The organism is Mycolicibacterium sediminis (genome assembly GCF_010731735.1).
Lineage (GTDB): Bacteria > Actinomycetota > Actinomycetes > Mycobacteriales > Mycobacteriaceae > Mycobacterium > Mycobacterium sediminis.
On record NZ_AP022588.1, the window covers coordinates 3,045,211 to 3,064,524 of the forward strand.

The 19,314-nt window shown below is 68.1% G+C and carries 20 protein-coding genes; 10 read left to right on the forward strand and 10 right to left on the reverse strand.

Features of this window, described 5'->3' with window-relative positions; genetic code table 11:
- Window positions 1–16 precede the first annotated feature (16 nt).
- The 4 genes from G6N64_RS14550 to G6N64_RS14565 form a co-directional block, all read right to left on the reverse strand.
- Entirely contained in the window at window positions 17–1,195 is a 1,179-nt protein-coding gene (locus G6N64_RS14550) for an alpha/beta fold hydrolase (RefSeq protein WP_163797701.1), read from the reverse strand.
- On the reverse strand, window positions 1,192–2,301 hold the full coding sequence (locus G6N64_RS14555; RefSeq protein ID WP_163797702.1) for a homogentisate 1,2-dioxygenase: 1,110 nt from the start codon (window positions 2,299–2,301) through the stop codon (window positions 1,192–1,194). The genes G6N64_RS14550 and G6N64_RS14555 overlap by 4 nt, the downstream gene beginning before the upstream one ends.
- Before the next feature lie 83 nt (window positions 2,302–2,384).
- Complete coding sequence (locus tag G6N64_RS14560; protein WP_163797703.1) at window positions 2,385–3,533, reverse strand: acyl-CoA dehydrogenase family protein; 1,149 nt, start codon at window positions 3,531–3,533, stop codon at window positions 2,385–2,387.
- Between the two features lie 43 nt (window positions 3,534–3,576).
- Window positions 3,577–4,155: a TetR/AcrR family transcriptional regulator gene (locus tag G6N64_RS14565; RefSeq protein ID WP_163797704.1), complete on the reverse strand. Its 579-nt coding sequence runs from the start codon at window positions 4,153–4,155 to the stop codon at window positions 3,577–3,579.
- Between the two features lie 257 nt (window positions 4,156–4,412).
- Here G6N64_RS14565 and G6N64_RS14570 point away from each other — a divergent pair, with 257 nt between their 5' ends.
- Window positions 4,413–5,390, forward strand: coding sequence for an esterase family protein (locus tag G6N64_RS14570; protein WP_276017454.1), 978 nt, complete (start codon window positions 4,413–4,415; stop codon window positions 5,388–5,390).
- 31 nt (window positions 5,391–5,421) lie between these two features.
- Here G6N64_RS14570 and G6N64_RS14575 read toward each other — a convergent pair whose 3' ends face one another.
- The 4 genes from G6N64_RS14575 to hisN all read right to left on the reverse strand — a co-directional run bounded on the left by G6N64_RS14575 (window position 5,422) and on the right by hisN (window position 10,020).
- The gene (locus tag G6N64_RS14575; protein ID WP_163797706.1) at window positions 5,422–6,420 is read right to left on the reverse strand and encodes an oxidoreductase; all 999 of its coding nucleotides are present in this window, start codon (window positions 6,418–6,420) and stop codon (window positions 5,422–5,424) included.
- A 35-nt stretch (window positions 6,421–6,455) separates the two neighbouring features.
- Window positions 6,456–7,664 (reverse strand): acyl-CoA dehydrogenase family protein, encoded by a 1,209-nt coding sequence (locus tag G6N64_RS14580; RefSeq protein ID WP_163797707.1) that lies wholly within the window; start codon window positions 7,662–7,664, stop codon window positions 6,456–6,458.
- Window positions 7,665–7,711: 47 nt separating this feature from the next.
- A complete protein-coding gene (locus G6N64_RS14585; RefSeq protein ID WP_163797708.1) occupies window positions 7,712–9,124 on the reverse strand; it encodes an acyl-CoA dehydrogenase family protein in 1,413 nt (470 codons plus the stop codon).
- A 92-nt stretch (window positions 9,125–9,216) separates the two neighbouring features.
- Entirely contained in the window at window positions 9,217–10,020 is an 804-nt protein-coding gene (hisN, locus tag G6N64_RS14590) for a histidinol-phosphatase (RefSeq protein WP_163797709.1), read from the reverse strand.
- 24 nt (window positions 10,021–10,044) lie between these two features.
- Here hisN and G6N64_RS14595 point away from each other — a divergent pair, with 24 nt between their 5' ends.
- Complete coding sequence (locus G6N64_RS14595; protein ID WP_163797710.1) at window positions 10,045–10,455, forward strand: hypothetical protein; 411 nt, start codon at window positions 10,045–10,047, stop codon at window positions 10,453–10,455.
- On the opposite strand, the gene G6N64_RS14600 is transcribed toward G6N64_RS14595, so the two are convergent.
- Window positions 10,452–11,723 carry an HNH endonuclease gene (locus G6N64_RS14600; protein WP_163797711.1) on the reverse strand — a complete coding sequence of 424 codons (1,272 nt, stop codon included), beginning with the start codon at window positions 11,721–11,723 and terminating at the stop codon, window positions 10,452–10,454. The two genes, G6N64_RS14595 and G6N64_RS14600, sit on opposite strands and share 4 nt — an antisense overlap.
- Before the next feature lie 48 nt (window positions 11,724–11,771).
- Here G6N64_RS14600 and G6N64_RS14605 point away from each other — a divergent pair, with 48 nt between their 5' ends.
- On the forward strand, window positions 11,772–12,179 hold the full coding sequence (locus G6N64_RS14605) for a PPOX class F420-dependent oxidoreductase (RefSeq protein ID WP_163797712.1): 408 nt from the start codon (window positions 11,772–11,774) through the stop codon (window positions 12,177–12,179).
- 12 nt (window positions 12,180–12,191) lie between these two features.
- Here G6N64_RS14605 and G6N64_RS14610 read toward each other — a convergent pair whose 3' ends face one another.
- On the reverse strand, window positions 12,192–13,574 hold the full coding sequence (locus tag G6N64_RS14610) for an FAD-dependent oxidoreductase (RefSeq protein WP_163797713.1): 1,383 nt from the start codon (window positions 13,572–13,574) through the stop codon (window positions 12,192–12,194).
- Between the two features lie 154 nt (window positions 13,575–13,728).
- Here G6N64_RS14610 and prfB point away from each other — a divergent pair, with 154 nt between their 5' ends.
- Genes prfB through G6N64_RS14645 form a run of 7 tightly spaced genes read left to right on the forward strand, consistent with a single transcriptional unit; the run spans window position 13,729 to window position 19,310 of the window.
- Window positions 13,729–14,844: a peptide chain release factor 2 gene (gene prfB / locus G6N64_RS14615; protein WP_163797714.1), complete on the forward strand. Its 1,116-nt coding sequence runs from the start codon at window positions 13,729–13,731 to the stop codon at window positions 14,842–14,844.
- Complete coding sequence (locus tag G6N64_RS14620) at window positions 14,834–15,808, forward strand: mechanosensitive ion channel family protein (RefSeq protein WP_163797715.1); 975 nt, start codon at window positions 14,834–14,836, stop codon at window positions 15,806–15,808. The genes prfB and G6N64_RS14620 overlap by 11 nt, the downstream gene beginning before the upstream one ends.
- A gap of 5 nt (window positions 15,809–15,813) precedes the next feature.
- Complete coding sequence (locus tag G6N64_RS14625) at window positions 15,814–16,341, forward strand: Rv3103c family proline-rich protein (RefSeq protein ID WP_174266957.1); 528 nt, start codon at window positions 15,814–15,816, stop codon at window positions 16,339–16,341.
- 41 nt (window positions 16,342–16,382) lie between these two features.
- Window positions 16,383–17,072 (forward strand): cell division ATP-binding protein FtsE, encoded by a 690-nt coding sequence (gene ftsE, locus G6N64_RS14630; protein WP_163801793.1) that lies wholly within the window; start codon window positions 16,383–16,385, stop codon window positions 17,070–17,072.
- On the forward strand, window positions 17,073–17,966 hold the full coding sequence (gene ftsX / locus G6N64_RS14635) for a permease-like cell division protein FtsX (RefSeq protein ID WP_163797716.1): 894 nt from the start codon (window positions 17,073–17,075) through the stop codon (window positions 17,964–17,966).
- A gap of 1 nt (window position 17,967) precedes the next feature.
- A complete protein-coding gene (gene smpB, locus G6N64_RS14640) occupies window positions 17,968–18,468 on the forward strand; it encodes an SsrA-binding protein SmpB (protein WP_163797717.1) in 501 nt (166 codons plus the stop codon).
- The gene (locus G6N64_RS14645) at window positions 18,465–19,310 is read left to right on the forward strand and encodes a DMT family transporter (protein WP_163801795.1); all 846 of its coding nucleotides are present in this window, start codon (window positions 18,465–18,467) and stop codon (window positions 19,308–19,310) included. The genes smpB and G6N64_RS14645 overlap by 4 nt, the downstream gene beginning before the upstream one ends.
- Window positions 19,311–19,314: the final 4 nt, after the last annotated feature.

Here is a 19,314-nt window from a genome sequence, read left to right on the forward strand (position 1 = left end):
GGCCCGCCGGTGACCGTCACGTCGACAGCCCGTGCCGGTGCAACCAGTCCGTGCACACCCCGACGGCCTGGCGCAGCGTGTCCCGCTGGTCGGGGCCGGCGTAGTAGTGGTTCGCCCCGGGGATCTCGTGCAGTTCCTTGTCGGGGTGCCCGATGGCCTCGAACAGCCGGCGGGTGTGGCTGGGCGTGCAGGCGTCGTCGGCGAGGTTGCCGATCACCAGGGTGGGCACCGCGATGTCCGGTCCGCAGTCCACGGCGTCACCGCGGGCGTCGTCGTAACTCCACTGCGACAGCCAGCTCCGCAGCGTGCAGAACCGGGCCAGCCCGACGGGCGAGTTGTTCACCACTGCAGGATCGCCCAGATAGCAGGTGCCCGGGGTGCGTTCGTTGGGATCGACCGCCGGATCGAGCCAGCGCGGGTCGGCCATCGTGCCGTGCACGACGAACGCGAACTCCTCGTCGGGGCGACCCGAAGCCTTCAGGGCTGCCAGCTTGTCCTTCACCCACGCGGTGATCCGCCGGTTGCGGGCGATCTGCGCCGCCCGATAGCGCTCGAGGAACTCCGCCGTGTAGGGCGGCTGGTTGGGGTTGGCGGGGTCGTAGAGGTCGAGTTCGGGGTCGCGACGGGACGGGTCGGCCTCGTCGAGGATGGAGGCGTCCAGCCACTCGGTCATGGTGCCGTGCCTGCTGACGTGCGCGGCGAGCAGCATGATGGCGTCGGCGGGAACGAGTCCCAGCGTGGTGAGGTCGGGGCCGTCGCCCGACGGGCTGGACGTGATCGTCGGGTGCTGCGCCTGCTGCTGATAGAACACCGACAGCGACCCGCCTCCGCTCCACCCGGCGAGGACGACCTTCGAGTAGCCGAGCCGGTCCTTGGCGTCCCTGATGCACTCGCCGAGGTCCTCGACGACCTTCTCCATCAGCAACGCGGAGTCGGTGCCCCGGAACCGGCTGTTGCAGTAGATGACGTGGTGTCCCGCGCGGGCGAGCCCGTTGATCATCGGCAGGTAGGCGCCGCCGCCGATCGGGTGCATGAACACCAGCACCGTGTCGCTCGGCCTGTCCGGCTTCAGGAGGTAGCTCTCCAGGACGACGAGTTCGGCGACGCCGCCGTAGACATCGCGCACGCCCGAGGTGTTCTGGAAGGCAACGAGATAGGGGATGCGCTGGTACGAGTGCTTCGTCGGTGCGCTCACGAATGCTGGCCCAGGTCGTTCGCCAAGATCTCCGGCGACGGGATCAGCCGGCGTCGGGTGTCCACGGCGATCACCGTCCAGTCGACGCGGTCGTACTCGTCGAACTTGCGGCGGGCCCGCTCGCGCGCCTTCTCGGGTGCCCCGTGGTGAACCCCTTGCGGCGCATGGGAGACGAGGCCGGGTGGCATCGGTATGCCGTACAGGGCGCCGCTGTGGAAGAACGCGATTTCGTCGAAGTCGACGTTGCGGTGGTACCACGGCGTGCGCTCGGTGCCCGGCACGCTCTCCGCGCGCTTGGGCAGGAAGTTCATGATGTAGACGCCGGTCGCCTGCATGAAGAGGTGCACCGTGGGGGGCAGGTGCACGCTGTCGGAGGTGACGACGTTGTAGTCGGCGATGTTGAACGTGAATGGGAAGTTGTCACCGCGCCAGCCCTCGACGTCGAGCGGATGGTGTTGGTAGTACAGCGATGTCGGGCCCCCGTCGTGGATCAGGCGCACCTCGTACTCGCCGTCGACCACGGGTCCGTCGCCGTCGTCGATGGGCTGCGGCTCGGGGACCTCGACCTGAGACGGGTCGAAGGGGAAGTGCCGGCCGAGCGTGCCCGCCGGCGGAACGCGGAACTCGTCGGTGGCCTGCACCATCAGCCACGTGGACGCGCCGTCGTCGGGGATCTGGCGCCAGGTGCACGCCTTCGGGACGTACACCCAGTCGCCTTCGCGGTAGCGCAGCGGTCCGAACTCGGTCTCCAGAGTCCCGGATCCGCTGTGCACGAACGACAGTAGGTCGCCGTCGACGTAGCGGACGAAGAACGGCATGGGCTCGCTGCGCCGCGACAGGAGGACCTGGCAGTCGAGGTTGGAGAACATCAGCAGTGGCCCACCGTGGGCGTCGGTGCCGTCGCTGGGCTTCAGTTCGGAGGACAGCACGTCGACGGGCCGCAGCGGACCCGCCGAGCGGTAGGCGGTGGGGTCGTTGCGCCGGTACATGTTGGCGGTGCGTCCGACGAAGCCCGACCGGCCCAGCTCGTCGTCCTTGAGCCCGTCGAGATCGGCGTGCAACCGCTTGGGCGTGACGCCCTTGCGCAGGTGGACGAACGACTCCATCACCATCTCCTTCGGATCAGAACTGAAAGTGACATTAGTTTCACTTCTTGACGCGTGTCAACGGTTCGGCCGCGGAACTCGGTTCACACCATCGCCGTCCGCGGGATCGTCATGCCGAGGGCGAGCGCGCCTGCCAACTCCCGGCTGGTGTCGTAGTCGAACACCACGTGTCCGGACAGCACGTCGACGTCGCGCTTGAAGCGCTGCAGCGGGCTGTCCAGGAAGTGCACGCTGGCGCCCGACGCCTCGAAGAGCATGGCGATCACCGCGCGGGACTCGTGCACGACGTGTGCCGCCGCGAGACGCGCATCTCCGCGAACCGTGCGGGGCACCGCGTCGCCGGTGGTCACGATCGCCTCGATCTCGCCGACGGTGGCGTCGAGCAATCCGTGCAGTGCCCGCAGCCGCACCCGTGCCTCGGCGAGTCGGGCCTGCGCAATCGGCTTGTCTCGCTGCATCTTTCCTTCGTAGGCGAGCACGCGCTGGCCCACGCGTTCGGCGTACAGATCGGCCACGCGTTCGGCGCTGCCGAGGGCGGGCATGGCCGCGAGCAGGGCCAGTGCGGGCACCATCGGCCAGCGGTAGGTGGGGGAGTCGTGTAGTCCGGCGCCGGGTGCGGTGCCGCCGTAGATGTCGGCGACCTTCACCAGCCTGTGCTCGGGGACGAAGGCATCGGTGACGGACACGTCGTGGGATCCCGTGGCGCGCATGCCGTCGGTGTGCCAGACGTCGTCGATCGTGGCCTCGGACGCGGGCAGGAGAGCCAGGGCCGGCCATGGGGCGTCGTCGGGTCCGCACAGCGCGCCGACGATGAGCCAGTTGCCGTGCGTCACGCCGGTCGCCCACGACCACCGGCCCGTGAGGCGGACGCCGCCGTCCGCGGGCAGGCCACGGCCCGTGGGCGCCAGCGGTGCCGGGGCGAGGAACGGCCGGGTGGCGAAGGCCTCCTCCTGGGCCTGCTCGCCAAACAGCGCCAGCATCCAGTTGTGCAGGGCGTAGAAGCCGATGGCCCACGCGCTCGAGGTGCAGCCGTGCGCCATCCGGCGGACGGGATCGAGCAGTTCGGGAAACGCCGCCTCCTCGCCGCCGAAGCGCTTGGGCACCAGCAGCTCGGTGAACCCGGTCGCGGTCAGCTCGTCGACGGTGGCGTCGGGCAGGTGCCGGAGGTCCTCGGCGTCGCGGCCGCGTTCGGCGAGGCGGGTGATGAACTCATCGGTGATGACGCTGTCCATGCCCAGGAAGCTACCATACCTTTTGGTATGGACCCGGCACGGGTCAGCGCGCCAGCATCAGCTCGAGGAAGCGGTCGATGCGCGCGGCGTCCTGAGCGGGGGGCACCGGACCGGACAGGTGGAGGAACCCGATTCCCGCGGCGAACGTCGCGTCGGCGCGCAGACCGGCCTCGTCGGCGTCGAAGCCGTACGCGACGAAGGCGCGCCGCACCGCGCGGAGCACCCGGCGGTCCGCGTCGCGCACGCTGGCCGCCACCGCGTCGTCGGATCGGGCCCACTCCCGCATCGCACGTTCCAGCATCCAGTGCCGGGGACTGACGAGCGACGTCATCATGCGGGACAGTTGCTCACGGGGCGCCACGCCGGTCATGTCGTCGAAGTCACGCCTGTCCCCGTCGCGCAGCGTGCCCCAGGCGTCGATGAGCGCCGCGCGGTAGGCGGGCATGCCGTCGAAGTGCCAGTAGAAGCTGCCCTTGGTAACCCCGAGGTGCGAGCAGAGAACGTCGACCTTGAGGGCCTTGATGCCCTGCTCAGCGAGGACGGCGAAGCCGGCGCGAACCCAGTCGTCCACGCCGAGGCGGGTCGCGTGGCCGTCGTCGGTACCGCTGCGCGAAGTGGCCATGAACGGCAGCCTACGGTCGTCGGAAGTCGCCGAAACGATGCCATTCTGACGTCTCCGTAACCCGCGTTGGACTTTCTAGTAGTGCGCGACACATGTTTTACTCACTGAGACACAACTGCATGCAAGAGGTCTGCTCGACGCCCCGGGGGTTCGTCGGGTGGGCATATCGCGGGGTCAGGTGCCGCCGTGGTGCTGGTGCGGTCAACGGATCGCAGAGTAAACGGTTACGTCGTAACCAGGAACTGAATGGAAATTATTTGATGTTCGTTGACAGAATCGGCGGCCGTTGGGCTCGCCGCTTGTTTGTGTCGGCCATGGCGGCGATGGTGCTGCCTGCGATGGTCGGCCTGACGGGTAGCAGCGCGACCGCGGGGGCGTTCTCACGTCCCGGTCTGCCTGTCGAGTATCTGATGGTGCCGTCGGCCGGAATGGGCCGCGACATCAAGGTCCAGTTCCAGAGCGGTGGACCCAACTCGCCCGCCGTCTACATGCTGGACGGCCTCCGTGCCCGCGATGACTTCAACGGCTGGGACATCGAGACCCAGGCCTTCGAGTGGTACTACGACTCGGGCCTGTCGATGGTCATGCCCGTCGGCGGACAGTCGAGCTTCTACGCCGACTGGTACGCACCCGCGCGCAACAAGGCCGGCCCGCCGGTCACCTACAAGTGGGAGACGTTCCTGACCCAGGAGCTGCCCGCCTACCTGGCCGCCAACAACGGCGTGAAGTCCACCGGTGGCGCCGCGATCGGTCTGTCGATGGCCGGTTCGGCATCGCTGACGCTGTCGATCTACCACCCGCAGCAGTTCATCTACGCCAGCTCGATGTCGGGCTTCCTGAACCCCTCCGAGGGCTGGTGGCCCTTCCTCATCGGTGTCTCGATGGGTGACGCGGGTGGCTTCAAGGCCGAGGACATGTGGGGACCGTCCAGCGATCCCGCGTGGAAGCGCAACGACCCGATGGTGAACATCAACCAGATCGTCGCCAACGGAACCCGCATCTGGATCTACTGCGGCAACGGCCAGCCCAACGAGCTCGGTGGCGGCGACGTCCCCGCGAAGTTCCTCGAGGGCCTGACCATCCGCACCAACCGGACGTTCCAGGAGCAGTACATCGCCGCAGGCGGCAAGAACGGCGTGTTCAACTTCCCGGACGCCGGCACGCACGCATGGTCCTACTGGGGCCAGCAGCTGCAGCAGATGAAGCCCGACCTGCAGCGCGTCCTGCTTGCCTGATCGAGTCTCAGCGGTGAGGTGACCGGGCGGCTCAGAAGCCGCCCGCCACCTTCACCACTGCTCGACCTGAATACCTACCGTCACGCACCTCGTCGATCACGGACACCACGTCCTTGACATCGACGAGGTGCGTGACGTTTTTCAGGTGTCGGGGCCGTAATTCGTCTCCGAGACGCCGCCACATCTCCCGACGCGCGGCGATCGGCAGCAGCACCGAGTCGATCCCCAGCAGGGCGACGTGGCGCAGGATGAACGGCATCACCGTCGTGTTGAGGGCGACGCCACCGGTGAGTCCGCTGGCCGCCACGGCACCGCCGTACGCGATCGTGCTCAGGACGTCGGCCAGCGTCGCGCCGCCGACGCAGTCCACCGCTCCGGCCCACCTGGTCTTGCCCAGCGGACGCGGCTTGGCGTCCGGGTCCTCGGGGAGGCGGCCGATCACGTCGGAGGCGCCGAGCGCGCGCAGATGATCGGCGGCCTCGGCCTTGCCCGTCGATGCGACGACGGAGTAGCCGGCGGCGGCGAGCAGGTCCACCGACACCGATCCGACGCCGCCCGTGGCGCCCGTGACGACGATCTGGCCGTCGTCCGGGGTGATGCCCCTGTCGATGAGTGCCTGGACGCTCAGCGCCGCCGTGAAGCCCGCCGTGCCGATCGCCATGGCGTGCTCGGCGCTCAGATCGCCCAGCGGAACCAGCTGGTCTGCCAGCAGGCGCGCGAATTCGGCGTAACCGCCGTGCTTTCCGGTGCCGATGTCGTAGCCATGGGCCAGCACCTGGTCGCCGACGGCGAAGTCGGCCGACCGAGACTCCACCACCTCGCCGGCCAGGTCGATGCCCGGCACGATCGGGTAGTCGCGGACGACTCCGCAATTCGGCGTCACGGCCAGGGCGTCCTTGTAGTTGACGCTCGAGAACGCCACCCTGATCGTGACGTCACCGGGTGGGAGGTCCGACGGGGAGAGGGTCTCGACGGAGCTTATGATCCGATCGCCGTCCTGTCGGGCGACGAGAGCGTTGAAGGAGTCCATGTACCGACGCTAGCGCGCCGGTGGATGGGCCTGCGTTACTTCAGTTCAGCCGACGACATCCCCAGCAGGCGGCGTGCGACGACGAGCTGCTGGATCTGCTGGGTGCCCTCGAAGATGTCGAGGATCTTCGAGTCACGGGCCCACTTCTCCAGCAGCGCCTCCTCGGAGTACCCGGCGGTGCCCGCGAGTTCGACGGTCTTCAGCGTGACGTCGCTGGCGACGCGGGCGGCCTTGGCCTTGCCCATCGACGCTTCCTTGGAGTTGGGGATCTTGTTGTCGGCCTGCCACGCGGAGCGCAGGGTCAGCAGGTAGCCGGACTCCCACTCGGACTCCATGCGGATGAACTCCGCGGCGGCAGCGCTCTGGGCGTGCGTCGGCTTGTCGTAGGAGATCTCGACACCGGCGTCGGTGAGGATCTTGCGGAGCTCCTCCAGCGCGGCGCGGGCGACGCCGACGGCCATCGCCGCAACGATCGGACGGGTGTTGTCGAACGTCTCCATGACGCCGCCGAAACCCTTGTCCACGTTGACTTCCGGGCTTCCCAGCAGGTTCTCCCTGGGGATGCGCGCGTTGTCGAAGCGAATGGCGGCGGTGTCGGACGCCTTGATGCCGAGCTTGTGCTCGAGCCGCTCGACCGTCACTCCCGGGTGGTCGCGGGGAACGATGAACGACTTGATCGCGGCGCGGCCGACCGTCTTGTCGAGCGTCGCCCAGACCACGATGTGCGTGGCGCGCGAGCCGGCCGTGACATAGATCTTCTCGCCGTTGATGACGTACTCGTCGCCATCGAGCTTGGCGGTCGTCGACACGGCTGCGGAGTCCGAGCCGAAGTCCGGCTCGGTGATCGCCATGGCGGCCCACACCTTGCCGAGCCGGGCGAGCTGCTCGTCGGTGGCCACGCCCGAGATCGCGGCGTTGCCCAGGCCCTGGAACGGCACGGACAGCAGCAGGGCGACATCACCCCAGCTGATCTCCAGTGCGTTCACCAGCGCAGACATGTTGGCGCCGTTGACGTTCTCCTTCGGGCCGTCCACGCCGCGGAACGCGTCGGCGCCGGCGAACGAGATGGTGTTGGCATCGGTCATGCCCTGGAAGAGTTCGGCGAGCGTGTCCAGCTCGATGGGATAGGCATGCTCGGACTGGTCGTACTTGCGTGAGATCGGCCGGAGCATCTCCGCCGCTCCCTCGTGGGCCATGTCGATGACGGCCTGGAGCTTCTTCGGCATTTCGAGATTGATTGCCATGACTGGGTTTCCGTTCGTGGGGTCTGTGATGCGGCCGGGGGGAGGACTTAGAGGACGACGACGCCTTCGGCGACGCCGAGGGCACGGAGGTCGCGGTACCAGCGCTCCACCGGGTGCTCCTTGGTGAAGCCGTGCCCGCCGAGGAGCTGAACCCCGTCCAGGCCGATCTGCATGCCCTTGTCGGTGGCGATTCGCTTGGCGAGCGCCGCTTCCCGGGCGAACGACAGACCCTGCTCGGCGCGCGAGGCGCCACGCCAGGTGACCAGGCGGAGGCCGTCGAGTTCGATGGCGATGTTGGCGCACATGAACGCGACGGCCTGCCTGCGTGCGATGGGCTCGCCGAAGGCCTCGCGCTCCTTCACGTACGGCACCACGTAGTCGAGGACGGCGTGTGACGTGCCGACTGCCAATGCGGCCCAACCCAATCGGGACAGCGCGATGGCCTCGGAGTAGTCGGACTCCGTCGCCTCGTCCTCGCCGAGCCGGTTGTGCAGCGGCACCGCGACGTCCTTGAGTTCGACGCGGCCCAGCGCCGCGGCGCGGATGCCCATGCTCGGGTCGGGGGTGACGGTCAGGCCCTCGGAGCCGGACTCGACGATGAACAGCGCGGGCTTGCCGTTGAGTTGCGCCGCGACGACGAAGAGTTCCGCGTCGGCGGCGGCCGGCACCAGCGACTTGACGCCGGTGAGACGGTAGCCGCCCGGGGTCCGTACCGCGGTCGTCCTGAGTGCGGTGGGGTCGAACAGAGCGTGAGGTTCGGTGATGACGACGCAGGCCTGGGGCACGTTCTCGCCCGCGAACGAGGGGAGGTAGGTGGCCTGCTGGTCGGCGCTGCCCCAGTGCGTCAGCGCCGAGGCCACGCCTGCGGGGGCGAGGATCGGCAGCGCGAGACCCATGTCGCCGTACGCCAGCGCCTCGGCCACCAGCGCGTTGGTGATCGTGCTGCGGTTCTCGGCGATGCCGTCGAAGTCCTCGGGGACGTGGATCGCGGTGATTCCGAGTTCCGTGGCCTTGGCGACCAGGTCGGGCGGGTAGGCGACGGCCGCGTCGGCGTCGTGCGCCGCAGGCCGCAGGATCTCCTCGGCGAACTCCTCGACGGTCTGGACGATCATCTTCTGGTCGTCGTCGGGGGTGAGGTCGAAGTAGTCGGCACCGCTCGGCTTGAGACGCGTGGGCGCCTTGCCGCCGGACTGGATTCGCTTGAACTGACGGGTCGACGCACCCAGCGCCGAGAACGCCGTCTTGACGCCATAGCGCAGGCCGTTGTTGAGCGGGCCCCGTAGGCCGTGACGGTCCAGGAATTCCTGGCCCACCAGCGGCGTGACGAGCGCGAGCCCGACCGACGTCGCGGTGCGCTTCGGCCTCTGCAGGCCGATGGCGCTCTCGTGGCCGGAGCGCTTGGGACGTTGCTTGGTTCCAGCCGCTGGAGAAGACGGTGTGGACGGAGAAGATTTGGTCATGTCGCAGCCTCGCGTCGTTGGGGCAGTGCAATCTGACCGTATCTTACTCCCGAGTAAGATAGATCGGACGTGTGAACCCCGTCACGAGGACGTCAGTGTTCGCGCAACCTCGTCAGGACCGCGTCGTGCAGCAGTCCGTTGGTGGCGACGGCACTTCCGCCGTGCGGTCCCGGTGCGCCCTCGAGGTTGGTGAACCGCCCGCCGGCCTCCCGCACCAGGACGTCGATCGCCGCCAGGTCCCAGAGCTTGACCTCCGGTTCGGCGACGACGTCCACCGCACCCTCGGCGAGCAGGCAGTAGGACCAGAAGTCGCCGTAGCCGCGGACCCGCCACACCTCGTCGGCCAGGTCGAGGAATCGCGACCGCCGCTCCTCCCACCCGATGAGGTCCGAGTAGGACAGGCTGGCGGACTCGACGTCGCCGACCGCCGACACCGAGATGGGCCGCGTCTCGCCCCGGAACGAGGAGAACGCCCCCGAGCCGTCGGCCGCCCACCAGCGCCGGGCGAGTGCGGGTGCGCTGACGACGCCGACCACCGGGACGCCGTCCTGGAGCAAAGCGATGAGCGTCGACCACACGGGCACACCGCGGACGAAGTTCTTGGTTCCGTCGATCGGGTCGAGCACCCATTGCCGGCCCTCGAAAACCGGTGTGCCGCCGTATTCTTCGCCCAGCAGCGCATCGCCGGGACGGTGTTCGGCGATCAGCTCGCGCAGCGCCTCTTCCGCCCCACGATCGGCGTCGGTGACCGGCGTCAGGTCCGGCTTGGTCTCGATCCGCAGGTCCAGCGCGCCGAAGCGGTCCAGCGTCAGCGCGTCGGCCGCATCGGCGAGGCGTAGCGCGAAGGCCAGATCATCGGAGGCGTCATCCGGGGCGTCGCCCGCAACCGTGCTCATGGCAAGCAGTCCTACCATGGCTGTGTGCTGGAATTCCTCGCGATAGTGGTGATCCTCGGCGTGCTCGCCATGATCATCGTGCCTCGACTGCGCAATCGCGGGCCCGGCGGCGCCGCAGGCGGCGGTGGTGGAGGCCGAGGAGGCGGTGGCGTGCACGGCACCCTGCTGGTCACCGGACTGAGCCCACGCCCCAACGAGGACGTCGGCGAGCACTTCGTCACCATCACCGGGGTCATCAACGGACCGACGGTCAACGAGCACGTCGTCTATCAACGCATGGCCGTCGACGTGAACAACTGGCCGACGATGGGTCAGCTCATCCCGGTCGTCTACTCGCCGAAGAATCCGGACAAGTGGAACTTCGCGCCCCCCGAGCAGCCCGAGCAGCCTCAACAGCCCGGGCCGATCGAGCCGCCGCCGCCCAGTTCGTACTAGGCGGCGACGCGGAACCTCACGACGTCCAGGTGCAGGAGGTTGGTGGTGATGCGTCCCGGTAGTGGTGGTGCGTGTGAGTGGTGGGTGGCGCCGGTGGGTGTGGTGAGTTCGGTTGTGTGCTGGCCGTTCTCGTCGTCAGTCGTCGTGGTGGTTCGCCAGCCGGGTGCTTCCTTGGCGTAGTTGCAGGCCTCGCAGAGGCCTTGGCCGTTGGTGGCGGTGGTGGGTCCGCCGCGGGCGGCGGGGGTGATGTGGTCGTGGTGGCGGATGGGGGCGTTGCAGTAGGGGGTGCGGCAGGTGTCGTCGCGCAGGTCGATGAACTTCCCGAGTGCGGTGGGAAACGTCCTGGCGCGGGACTCCATCGCAACCAGCGCGCCGGTGCTGGGGTGGCGGTAGAGCCGCCGTAGCGCGGCGGTGGAGCGGCGGTCGTCGATGGCATCTTTGATGAGGTGTCGGGCGACGGCGGCGGGGACGGGTCCGTGACCGGGAATCCACGCGGGTTCGGTGTCGCCGCCGAGCAGGGTCTCGTCGGTGATGACGAGGTCGACGGTGACCGGGACGGGAACGTCGGCGGGGCGCCCGGTGATGCGTTCGACGAGGGTGTCGGCCATGACCTGGCCGCGTCCCCGGCCGTCACCGCAGAGATCGGCCTCCCGCTTTAGCGCGGCGTAGACCGACACGCCCTGGGTGAGGGGGAGCAGGGCGGTGGCCCAGACCATGCCGTCGGCGGCGGGCCGGATCCAGAATCCGCGCTCGCCGGGTGCCTTCTTCGCGCGGTCGACGACGGCGTGCGGGTCGAGGCGGTAGGCGATCTTCTTGGCCTCGGCGGCGATCCGCGTGTCGCCCTTGCCCGCCAACGTCGTGAGGTCGCCGCACATCTCGGCGTCCAGCACACGACGGTCTTCGACGTCGAGGCACGCGGATTCGCGGACGATCAGGGTGCACCGCCACTCGGAGAGCACGCCCTGCTCCAGGGCGGCGAGGGTGCAGGGCATTTCGTGGATCAGGGCGCGGGCGAACCCGAGGTGGCGGCCGCCCGTGGTGGGGGAGTCGTGCCGGGCCAACGCGATCTCCGAGGCCAACCCCTTGCCGCGTTTGTGGGCGGGGACCCCGCGGTCGGCTTCGGCGGAACGCCGCATCCCGTCGAGGGCGGCGGTCATGCGGGCCTGCGCGGCGGCGGCGGTGCACTTGAACTTTTCCAGGGCTTCGATGCGCTCGATCAGGCCGGCCTCGTCCACTGTGGCGGGGTCGAAGTCCAGCATGTCGAACATGTGTTCGATTCTACATCGGACGTCAGACAAAACGGGTATGACGGTGACATGCCACAGCCCCTCCCCGCCGACCTGATCGACCTCCTTCGCAAGCCCAGCCCGTGCTTCGTCGCCACCCTGATGCCCGACGGCTCGCCCCAGCTCACAGAGACGTGGGTGACCACGGACGGCGAGAACGTCGTCCTCAACATCGTCGGCGGCATGCAGAAGCAGAAGAACTTCGAACGCGATCCGCGCGTCGCCGTCAACGTCGTCGACCCCGAGAACGTGTACCGCTTCTATGCCGTGCGCGGACGGGTCGTTTCGATGACCTCCGAGGGCGGCAGGGAGAACATCGACGAGATCTCACTGAAGTACCTCGGCACGCCCTACCCGAACTTCAGCGGCAATCCCGACGAGACCCGCATCATCGTCACGATCGAGGCCGATAAGGTGACGCCACCGATGCGTGGCTAGCGCCGACGAGCGTCAGCCGTGCCCGATCCGCAGCAGGTCGGCCAACTTGGTCAGCTTGACCCGCGGCCGGCCGAGCTTCTCGCCCGCAATCCGCTCGTGGTCGTCGATCAGCTTCCAGTGATCGCCGGTGACGACATGTGGCTGGCGCTCGACCAGCCACTCGGCGATCTTCTGGTCATGGTCCGGTCCGAGGTCGGCCAGTTCCCGCGACTCGAGGTCGCCGATCAGCGTGTCGACGGTGTCCTGCGAGTCGCGCTTGTTGCTACCGATGACTCCCGACGGGCCGCGCTTGATCCAGCCCACCACGTAGGCGTTGCGGGTGCCCTCGACGCGGCCATCGGTGTGCGGGATGGTTCCCGACCGCTCGTCGAACGGCATCCCGGGCGTCGCGACACCGCGATAACCCACTGCGCGGACCACCAGCTGGGCCGGTAGTTCCTCGCGTTCCCCACTGTCCTTGGCCACGACGCGCCCGCCGTCGTCGACGAGTTCGTTGCGGCCGAGCACGATCGCTTCGACCCGCCCGTCGCCCTTGATCTCGATCGGCGACGTCCGGAAGCGGAACACGATCCGTCGCGCAGCGCCTCGTGGTCCACGCTCGGCATAGCCGCGCAGCACCTTCACGTTCTGCCGGACGGTCTTGCCCGCGGCCTCGACCTGCTCGTCGGTGATGTCGGCGAAGTCCGCCGGGTCGACGACGACGTCCACGTCGGCCATCGCCTCGAGGTCGCCGAGCTCGCGTAGCTCCAGCGTCGTGAACGGCGCCTCCAGCGGCCCGCGCCGACCGACGACCACGACCTCCTCGATGCCCTTCGAGTGCAGCGAGTCCAGCGCGTGATCGGCGATGTCGGTCGCGGCCAGCAGGTCGGGATCGCTGACCAGGATGCGAGCGACGTCGAGCGCGACGTTGCCGTTGCCGATCACCACCGCGCGGCCCGACGACACGTCGGGCAGCATCTCCCCGAAGTGCGGATGCGCGTTGTACCAGCCCACGAAGTCGACGGCCGCAACACTGCCGGTCAGCTCCTCGCCCGGGATCCCGAGCGCGCGGTCGGCCTGCGCGCCGATCGCGTAGACCACCGCGTCGTAGCGGTCGGCAAGTTCGTCGGCCGTCACGTGCCTGCCGATCTGGACGTTGCCGAAGAACCGGAATCGCGGATCGGCCGAGATCTTCTCGAACTGCTTGCTGATCGTCTTGATCTTCGGATGGTCCGGCGCAACTCCGGAGCGGACCAGGCCCCACGGCGTGGGCAGCATCTCCAGCATGTCGACGCGGACGTCGCGTCGCGCCGGTCCCTCGGAGTCCGACGGAGAGTCCGCGTACTTCAGCAACGAGGCCGCCGCGAAGTAACCCGAAGGTCCCGAGCCGACGATTGCCACGTGAAACGGACGCATTGATCAGCTTTCTGTAGCCCCGACGCCAGGCGGCGCGCAAGGGGGCTGTCGCGTCGTCGCCAGGCAGGTTGCATCGCCGACTCTATCCCCGGATCCTCGGTCCGGGGGACAGGAGCGGGGGGTTTCGACACCACGGTCGGTACGCTGAACCACCGTGGATCCCGACCGCCAGACAGACATCGCCGCTCTCGACACCACGCTCACCACGGTGGAGCGGGTGCTCGACGTCGACGCTCTCCGCGGCCGCATCGACAAGCTCGAGCAGGAAGCGTCCGATCCGAAGCTCTGGGACGACCAATCCCGCGCGCAGAAGGTGACCAGCGAGCTGTCCCACGCGCAGAGTGAACTGCGGCGCGTGGAGGCTCTGCGGCAGCGCCTCGAGGACCTCCCGGTGCTCTACGAGATGGCATCGGAGGAGGAGGGTGCGGGCGGCCCCGAGGCGTTCGCCGAGGCCGACGAGGAACTGCGGCAGCTGCGCGAGGAGATCGAAGCGCTCGAGGTGCGCACGCTGCTGTCGGGGGAGTACGACGAGCGCGAGGCCGTCGTCACCATCCGCTCGGGAGCCGGTGGCGTCGACGCAGCCGACTGGGCCGAGATGCTCATGCGGATGTACATCCGGTGGGCGGAGAAGCACGACTACGGCGTCGAGGTCTTCGACACGTCCTACGCCGAGGAAGCGGGCATCAAGAGCGCGACGTTCGCGGTGCACGCGCCCTTCGCCTACGGCACGCTGTCGGTCGAGCAGGGCACCCACCGGCTGGTGCGCATCAGCCCGTTCGACAACCAGAGTCGACGGCAGACGTCGTTCGCCGACGTCGAGGTGCTGCCCGTCGTCGAGACGACCGATCACATCGAAATCCCCGAGGGCGACCTGCGGGTGGACGTCTACCGGTCCAGCGGGCCGGGCGGGCAGTCGGTCAACACGACCGACTCCGCGGTCCGTTTGACCCACGTGCCCACGGGTATCGTCGTGACCTGTCAGAACGAGAAGTCGCAGTTGCAGAACAAGGTCTCGGCGATGCGAGTTCTGCAGGCGAAGCTGTTGGAGCGCAAGCGTCTCGAAGAACGCGCCGAGATGGACGCGCTCAAGGGCGACGGCGGCAGTTCCTGGGGCAACCAGATGCGCTCCTACGTCCTGCAGCCCTATCAGATGGTGAAGGACCTCCGTACCGACTACGAAGTCGGCAACCCGTCCGCGGTGCTCGACGGCGACATCGACGGTTTCATCGAAGCTGGAATCCGTTGGCGTAATAGGAAAGATGACGAATAACACGACGTACCTCGCGTTCTCGTTCGCGCAGCGCTGGCACGACTTCTGGCGCAGCGGCATCGGCGAGTGGATCATCACGCGTGGGCTCAAGATCGCGATGCTGGTCATATTCGCGGTGCTGGCCGCCCGGTTCATCAGCTGGGCGGCGCAGAAGATCACGCGTCGCATCGACGCGGACTTCCAGGAGACCGATCAGCTGGTCCGCACCGAGAGCGCCAAACACCGCCAAGCCGTCGCGTCGGTCATCTCGTGGGTGTCGATCGCGGTGCTCTTCGTGGTCGTCGCGGTCGAGGTCACCGACGTCCTGGCCGTCCCGGTCGGATCTCTGGTCGCCCCCGCGGCCGTGCTCGGCGCGGCACTCGGCTTCGGCGCCCAGCGCGTCGTGCAGGACCTGCTGTCGGGGTTCTTCATCATCACCGAGAAGCAGTACGGCTTCGGTGACCTCGTCGCGTTGACCGTCGCCGGCATCGCCGCCCCGGCGGAGGGCACGGTCGAGGACGTCACCCTGCGCGTCACCAAGCTCCGGTCGACGGAGGGCGAGGTCTTCACCATCCCCAACGGTCAGATCGTGAAGACGATGAACCTCTCGAAGGACTGGGCCCGCGCGGTCATCGACATCCCCGTGCCCACCAGCGCGGACCTCACCAAGGTCGACGAGTTGCTGCACGGCGTCAGCGAGAAGGCCATGAAGGACGAGAGCATGAGCAAGCTGCTGCTCGACGCTCCCCAGGTGATGGGCGTGGAGAGCATCGAGGTCGACACGGTCAACCTGCGCATGGTCGCGCGCACGCTGCCCGGCAAGCAGTTCGAGGTCGGTCGCCGTCTGCGCCTGCTCGTGATCGCGGCGCTGATCCGCGCCGGCATCGTCACCTCGGCGGAGGCGGCTCCGGTGGTCAACACGATCCCCAGTCCGGCCAACGTCGGTACGTCCCGGGAGTCGCAGGGATCGGAGGGCCGGTCGTGAAGCGGCTGTGGAACTGGCTGACGCGCAAGCGTCCCGACCGCGGCTGGCCGGGCTACATCATCAACGGCCGGATCCGCACGTCGACGGCCGTGTTGATCTTCGCGTTCTTCGGCATCTCCTGGCTGCACAGCACCTATCAACCGGCCGCGCAGCCGCCTGCGGTACCGGAGACGGCGGTCGTGCCGCCCGGCTTCGTCCCGGACCCCGAGTACACCTGGGTGCCCCGAACGAATGTGGAGGAGCGGCCGCGTACCACCACGCGAACGCCGACCACCACGACCGAGACACCGACCACGACGCCGCCGACGACGACCGAGACCAGTCCCGACGACACGACGTCGGGGACCCCGACGTCGCCCACCACTCCGACGTCGCCGTCGAACGGCGCGCCGACGACGGTCGTCGATCCCGATGGTGCTGGACCTTTGCCGCCGACCACCATCGGGCCGTCGACCACCGTGGCACCCAACGCGCCGGGCCTGCCGTTCCCGTTGCCCGGCATCACGCTGCCGACCCCACAACCCCCTCGGTAGGCGGGGGCTCTCGTGGCGTCCGGCTACACTGGCGTGCCGTGATGATCACCCTCGACCACGTGAGCAAGCAGTACAAGTCCTCGGCCCGTCCGGCTCTCGACAACGTCTCGCTCAAGATCGACAAGGGTGAGTTCGTGTTCCTGATCGGTCCGTCCGGGTCTGGCAAGTCGACGTTCATGCGTCTGCTGCTCGCGGAGGACCATCCGAGCCAGGGCGACATCCGCGTCTCGAAGTTCCACGTGAACAAGCTGGCGAACCGGCACATCCCGAGCCTGCGTCAGGTCCTGGGATGCGTGTTCCAGGACTTCCGGCTCTTGCAGCAGAAGACGGTGTTCGAGAACGTCGCCTTCGCGCTGGAGGTGATCGGCAAGCGGTCCGACGTGATCAATCGCGTCGTGCCCGACGTACTCGAGATGGTGGGCCTGTCGGGGAAGGCGAACCGCCTTCCCACCGAACTCTCCGGCGGTGAGCAGCAGCGCGTGGCGATCGCCCGCGCGTTCGTCAACCGTCCGCTCGTGCTGCTGGCCGACGAGCCGACGGGAAACCTGGACCCCGAGACCAGCAAGGACATCATGGATCTGCTCGAACGGATCAACCGCACGGGAACGACGGTGCTGATGGCGACACACGACCATCACATCGTCGACTCGATGCGCCAGCGAGTCATCGAACTCGAACTGGGACGCCTGATCCGCGACGAACAACGCGGTGTCTACGGAATGGATCGCTAAGTGCGCTTCGGCTTTCTCCTGAACGAGGTCTTCACCGGACTTCGTCGCAACGTCACGATGACGGTCGCCATGATCTTGACGACCGCCATCTCGATCGGACTGTTCGGAGGTGGATTGCTCGTCGTCCGCCTCGCGGACAGTTCCCGCACCATCTACCTCGACCGGGTCGAGAGCCAGGTCTTCCTCACCAACGACGTGTCGGCGAACGACCCGACCTGTGACTCCGACCCCTGCCTCGCGCTGCGCAAGCAGATCGAGGAGCGCGACGACGTCAAGTCCGTGCGCTTCCTGAACCGCGACGAGGCCTACGACGACGCGATCAAGAAGTTCCCGCAGTACAAGGACGTCGCGGGCAAGGACGCCTTTCCCGCGTCGTTCATCGTGAAGCTCGACGATCCGGAACAGCATCAGGGTTTCGACGAGGCGCTCGTCGGGCAGCCCGGCGTCCTGAACGTGCTCAACCAGAAGGAACTCATCGACAGGCTGTTCGCGGTGCTGGACGGTCTGAGCAGCGCGGCGTTCGCGGTGGCACTGGTGCAGGCGGTCGGCGCGGTCCTGTTGATCGCGAACATGGTGCAAGTCGCCGCGTACACCCGAAGAACCGAGGTGGGCATCATGCGACTCGTCGGTGCCAGTCGCTGGTACACGCAGCTGCCGTTCCTCGTCGAGGCGATGCTCGCAGCGTTCCTGGGCGTCGTCATCGCGATCGCGGGGTTGATCGTCGTCCGGGCACTGTTCCTGGAGAAGGCGCTCGACCAGTTCTACCAAGCGAACCTCATCGCCAGGATCGACTACGCCGACATCCTCTACATCTCGCCGATCCTGCTGTTCGTCGGCGTCGCCATGGCCGGCGTGACCGGCTACGCCACCCTGCGCCTGTACGTACGGCGTTGACGTGGTCAACAAGAAGAAGGTCGACGAGCAGACCCGGCGCAACAACCAGGTCGTGGCGACCAACCGAAAGGCGCGGCACAACTACGCGATCCTCGAGACCTTCGAGGCGGGTGTCGCGCTCGTCGGCACCGAGGTGAAGGCCCTGCGTGACGGCACCGCGTCCCTTGCGGACGCGTTCGCCACCGTCGACGACGGCGAGATCTGGCTGCGCAACCTGCACATCCCGGAGTATCACCACGGCAGCTGGACCAACCACGCGCCGCGGCGGAACCGGAAGTTGCTGCTGCACCGCGGTGAGATCGACAACCTGATCGGCAAGATCCGCGACGGCAACCTCACGCTGGTGCCGCTGTCGCTGTACTTCACCGACGGCAAGGTCAAGGTCGAACTGGCCCTGGCGCGCGGCAAGCAGGCCCACGACAAGCGGCAGGACATGGCCAGGCGCGACGCCGAACGCGAGGTCACCCGCGAGTTGGGCCGACGCGTCAAGGGCATGCGCTGACCGGAATCCTGTTCGCCCTGCTGTCGGCCGCCGGCTACGGGGTGAGCGACTTCGTGGGCGGGATCGCCTCCCGCCGCGTGGCAGCCCTGCGCGTCGTCATCGTGTCCTACCCGGTGGCGATGGTGCTGCTGATCTTCCTCGCGCTCGGTTTCGGCGGCACGGTGACGACGCCCGCGGTGGTGTGGGGCGCTCTGTGCGGGGTCAGCCAGGCGTTCGGCGTCTGGTGGTTCTATGCCGCCCTCGGATCCGGCCCGATCTCGGTGGTCTCCCCGCTGACCGCGATCCTCGTCGCCGGGGTGCCCGTCGGCGTCGGCCTGGCACTGGGGGAGCGGCCCAGCGGCGTGGCGTACGCGGGGATCGGCGTCGCGCTGATCGCCGTGGCGCTGGTCAGCCGCGAGGCCAAGGGAGACGAGGATCGCCCACACCGCTTCACGAAGAAGGTCGCGTGGCTGACGGTCGGCGCGGGCCTGGCATTCGGCCTGAACTTCGTGCTGATCGACCAGGCGCCGGTCGAGGCGAGGCTGTGGCCGCTGGTCTTCGCGCGGGTGGCGGCGAGTCTGCTGGTCATCGGGATCGCGCTGGCGAGCGCCAACCTCGTCGTGCCCCGCGGCATCCCCCTGAAGCTGGCGCTGGCCGCCGGCGTGCTCGACACCATCGCCAACGTCGCGATGCTCCTCGCGCTGCAGGCGTCGCTGCTGTCGCTGACCGGCGTGCTCATCTCCCTGTATCCGGCGGCGACGGTCGCGTTGGCCATGGTCGTGCTCAAGGAGCGGGTCACTCGCTGGCAGGCGGGCGGGATGGTGCTCGCGCTCGCTGCCGTCGCGATGATCGCGGTCGGCTGATCTC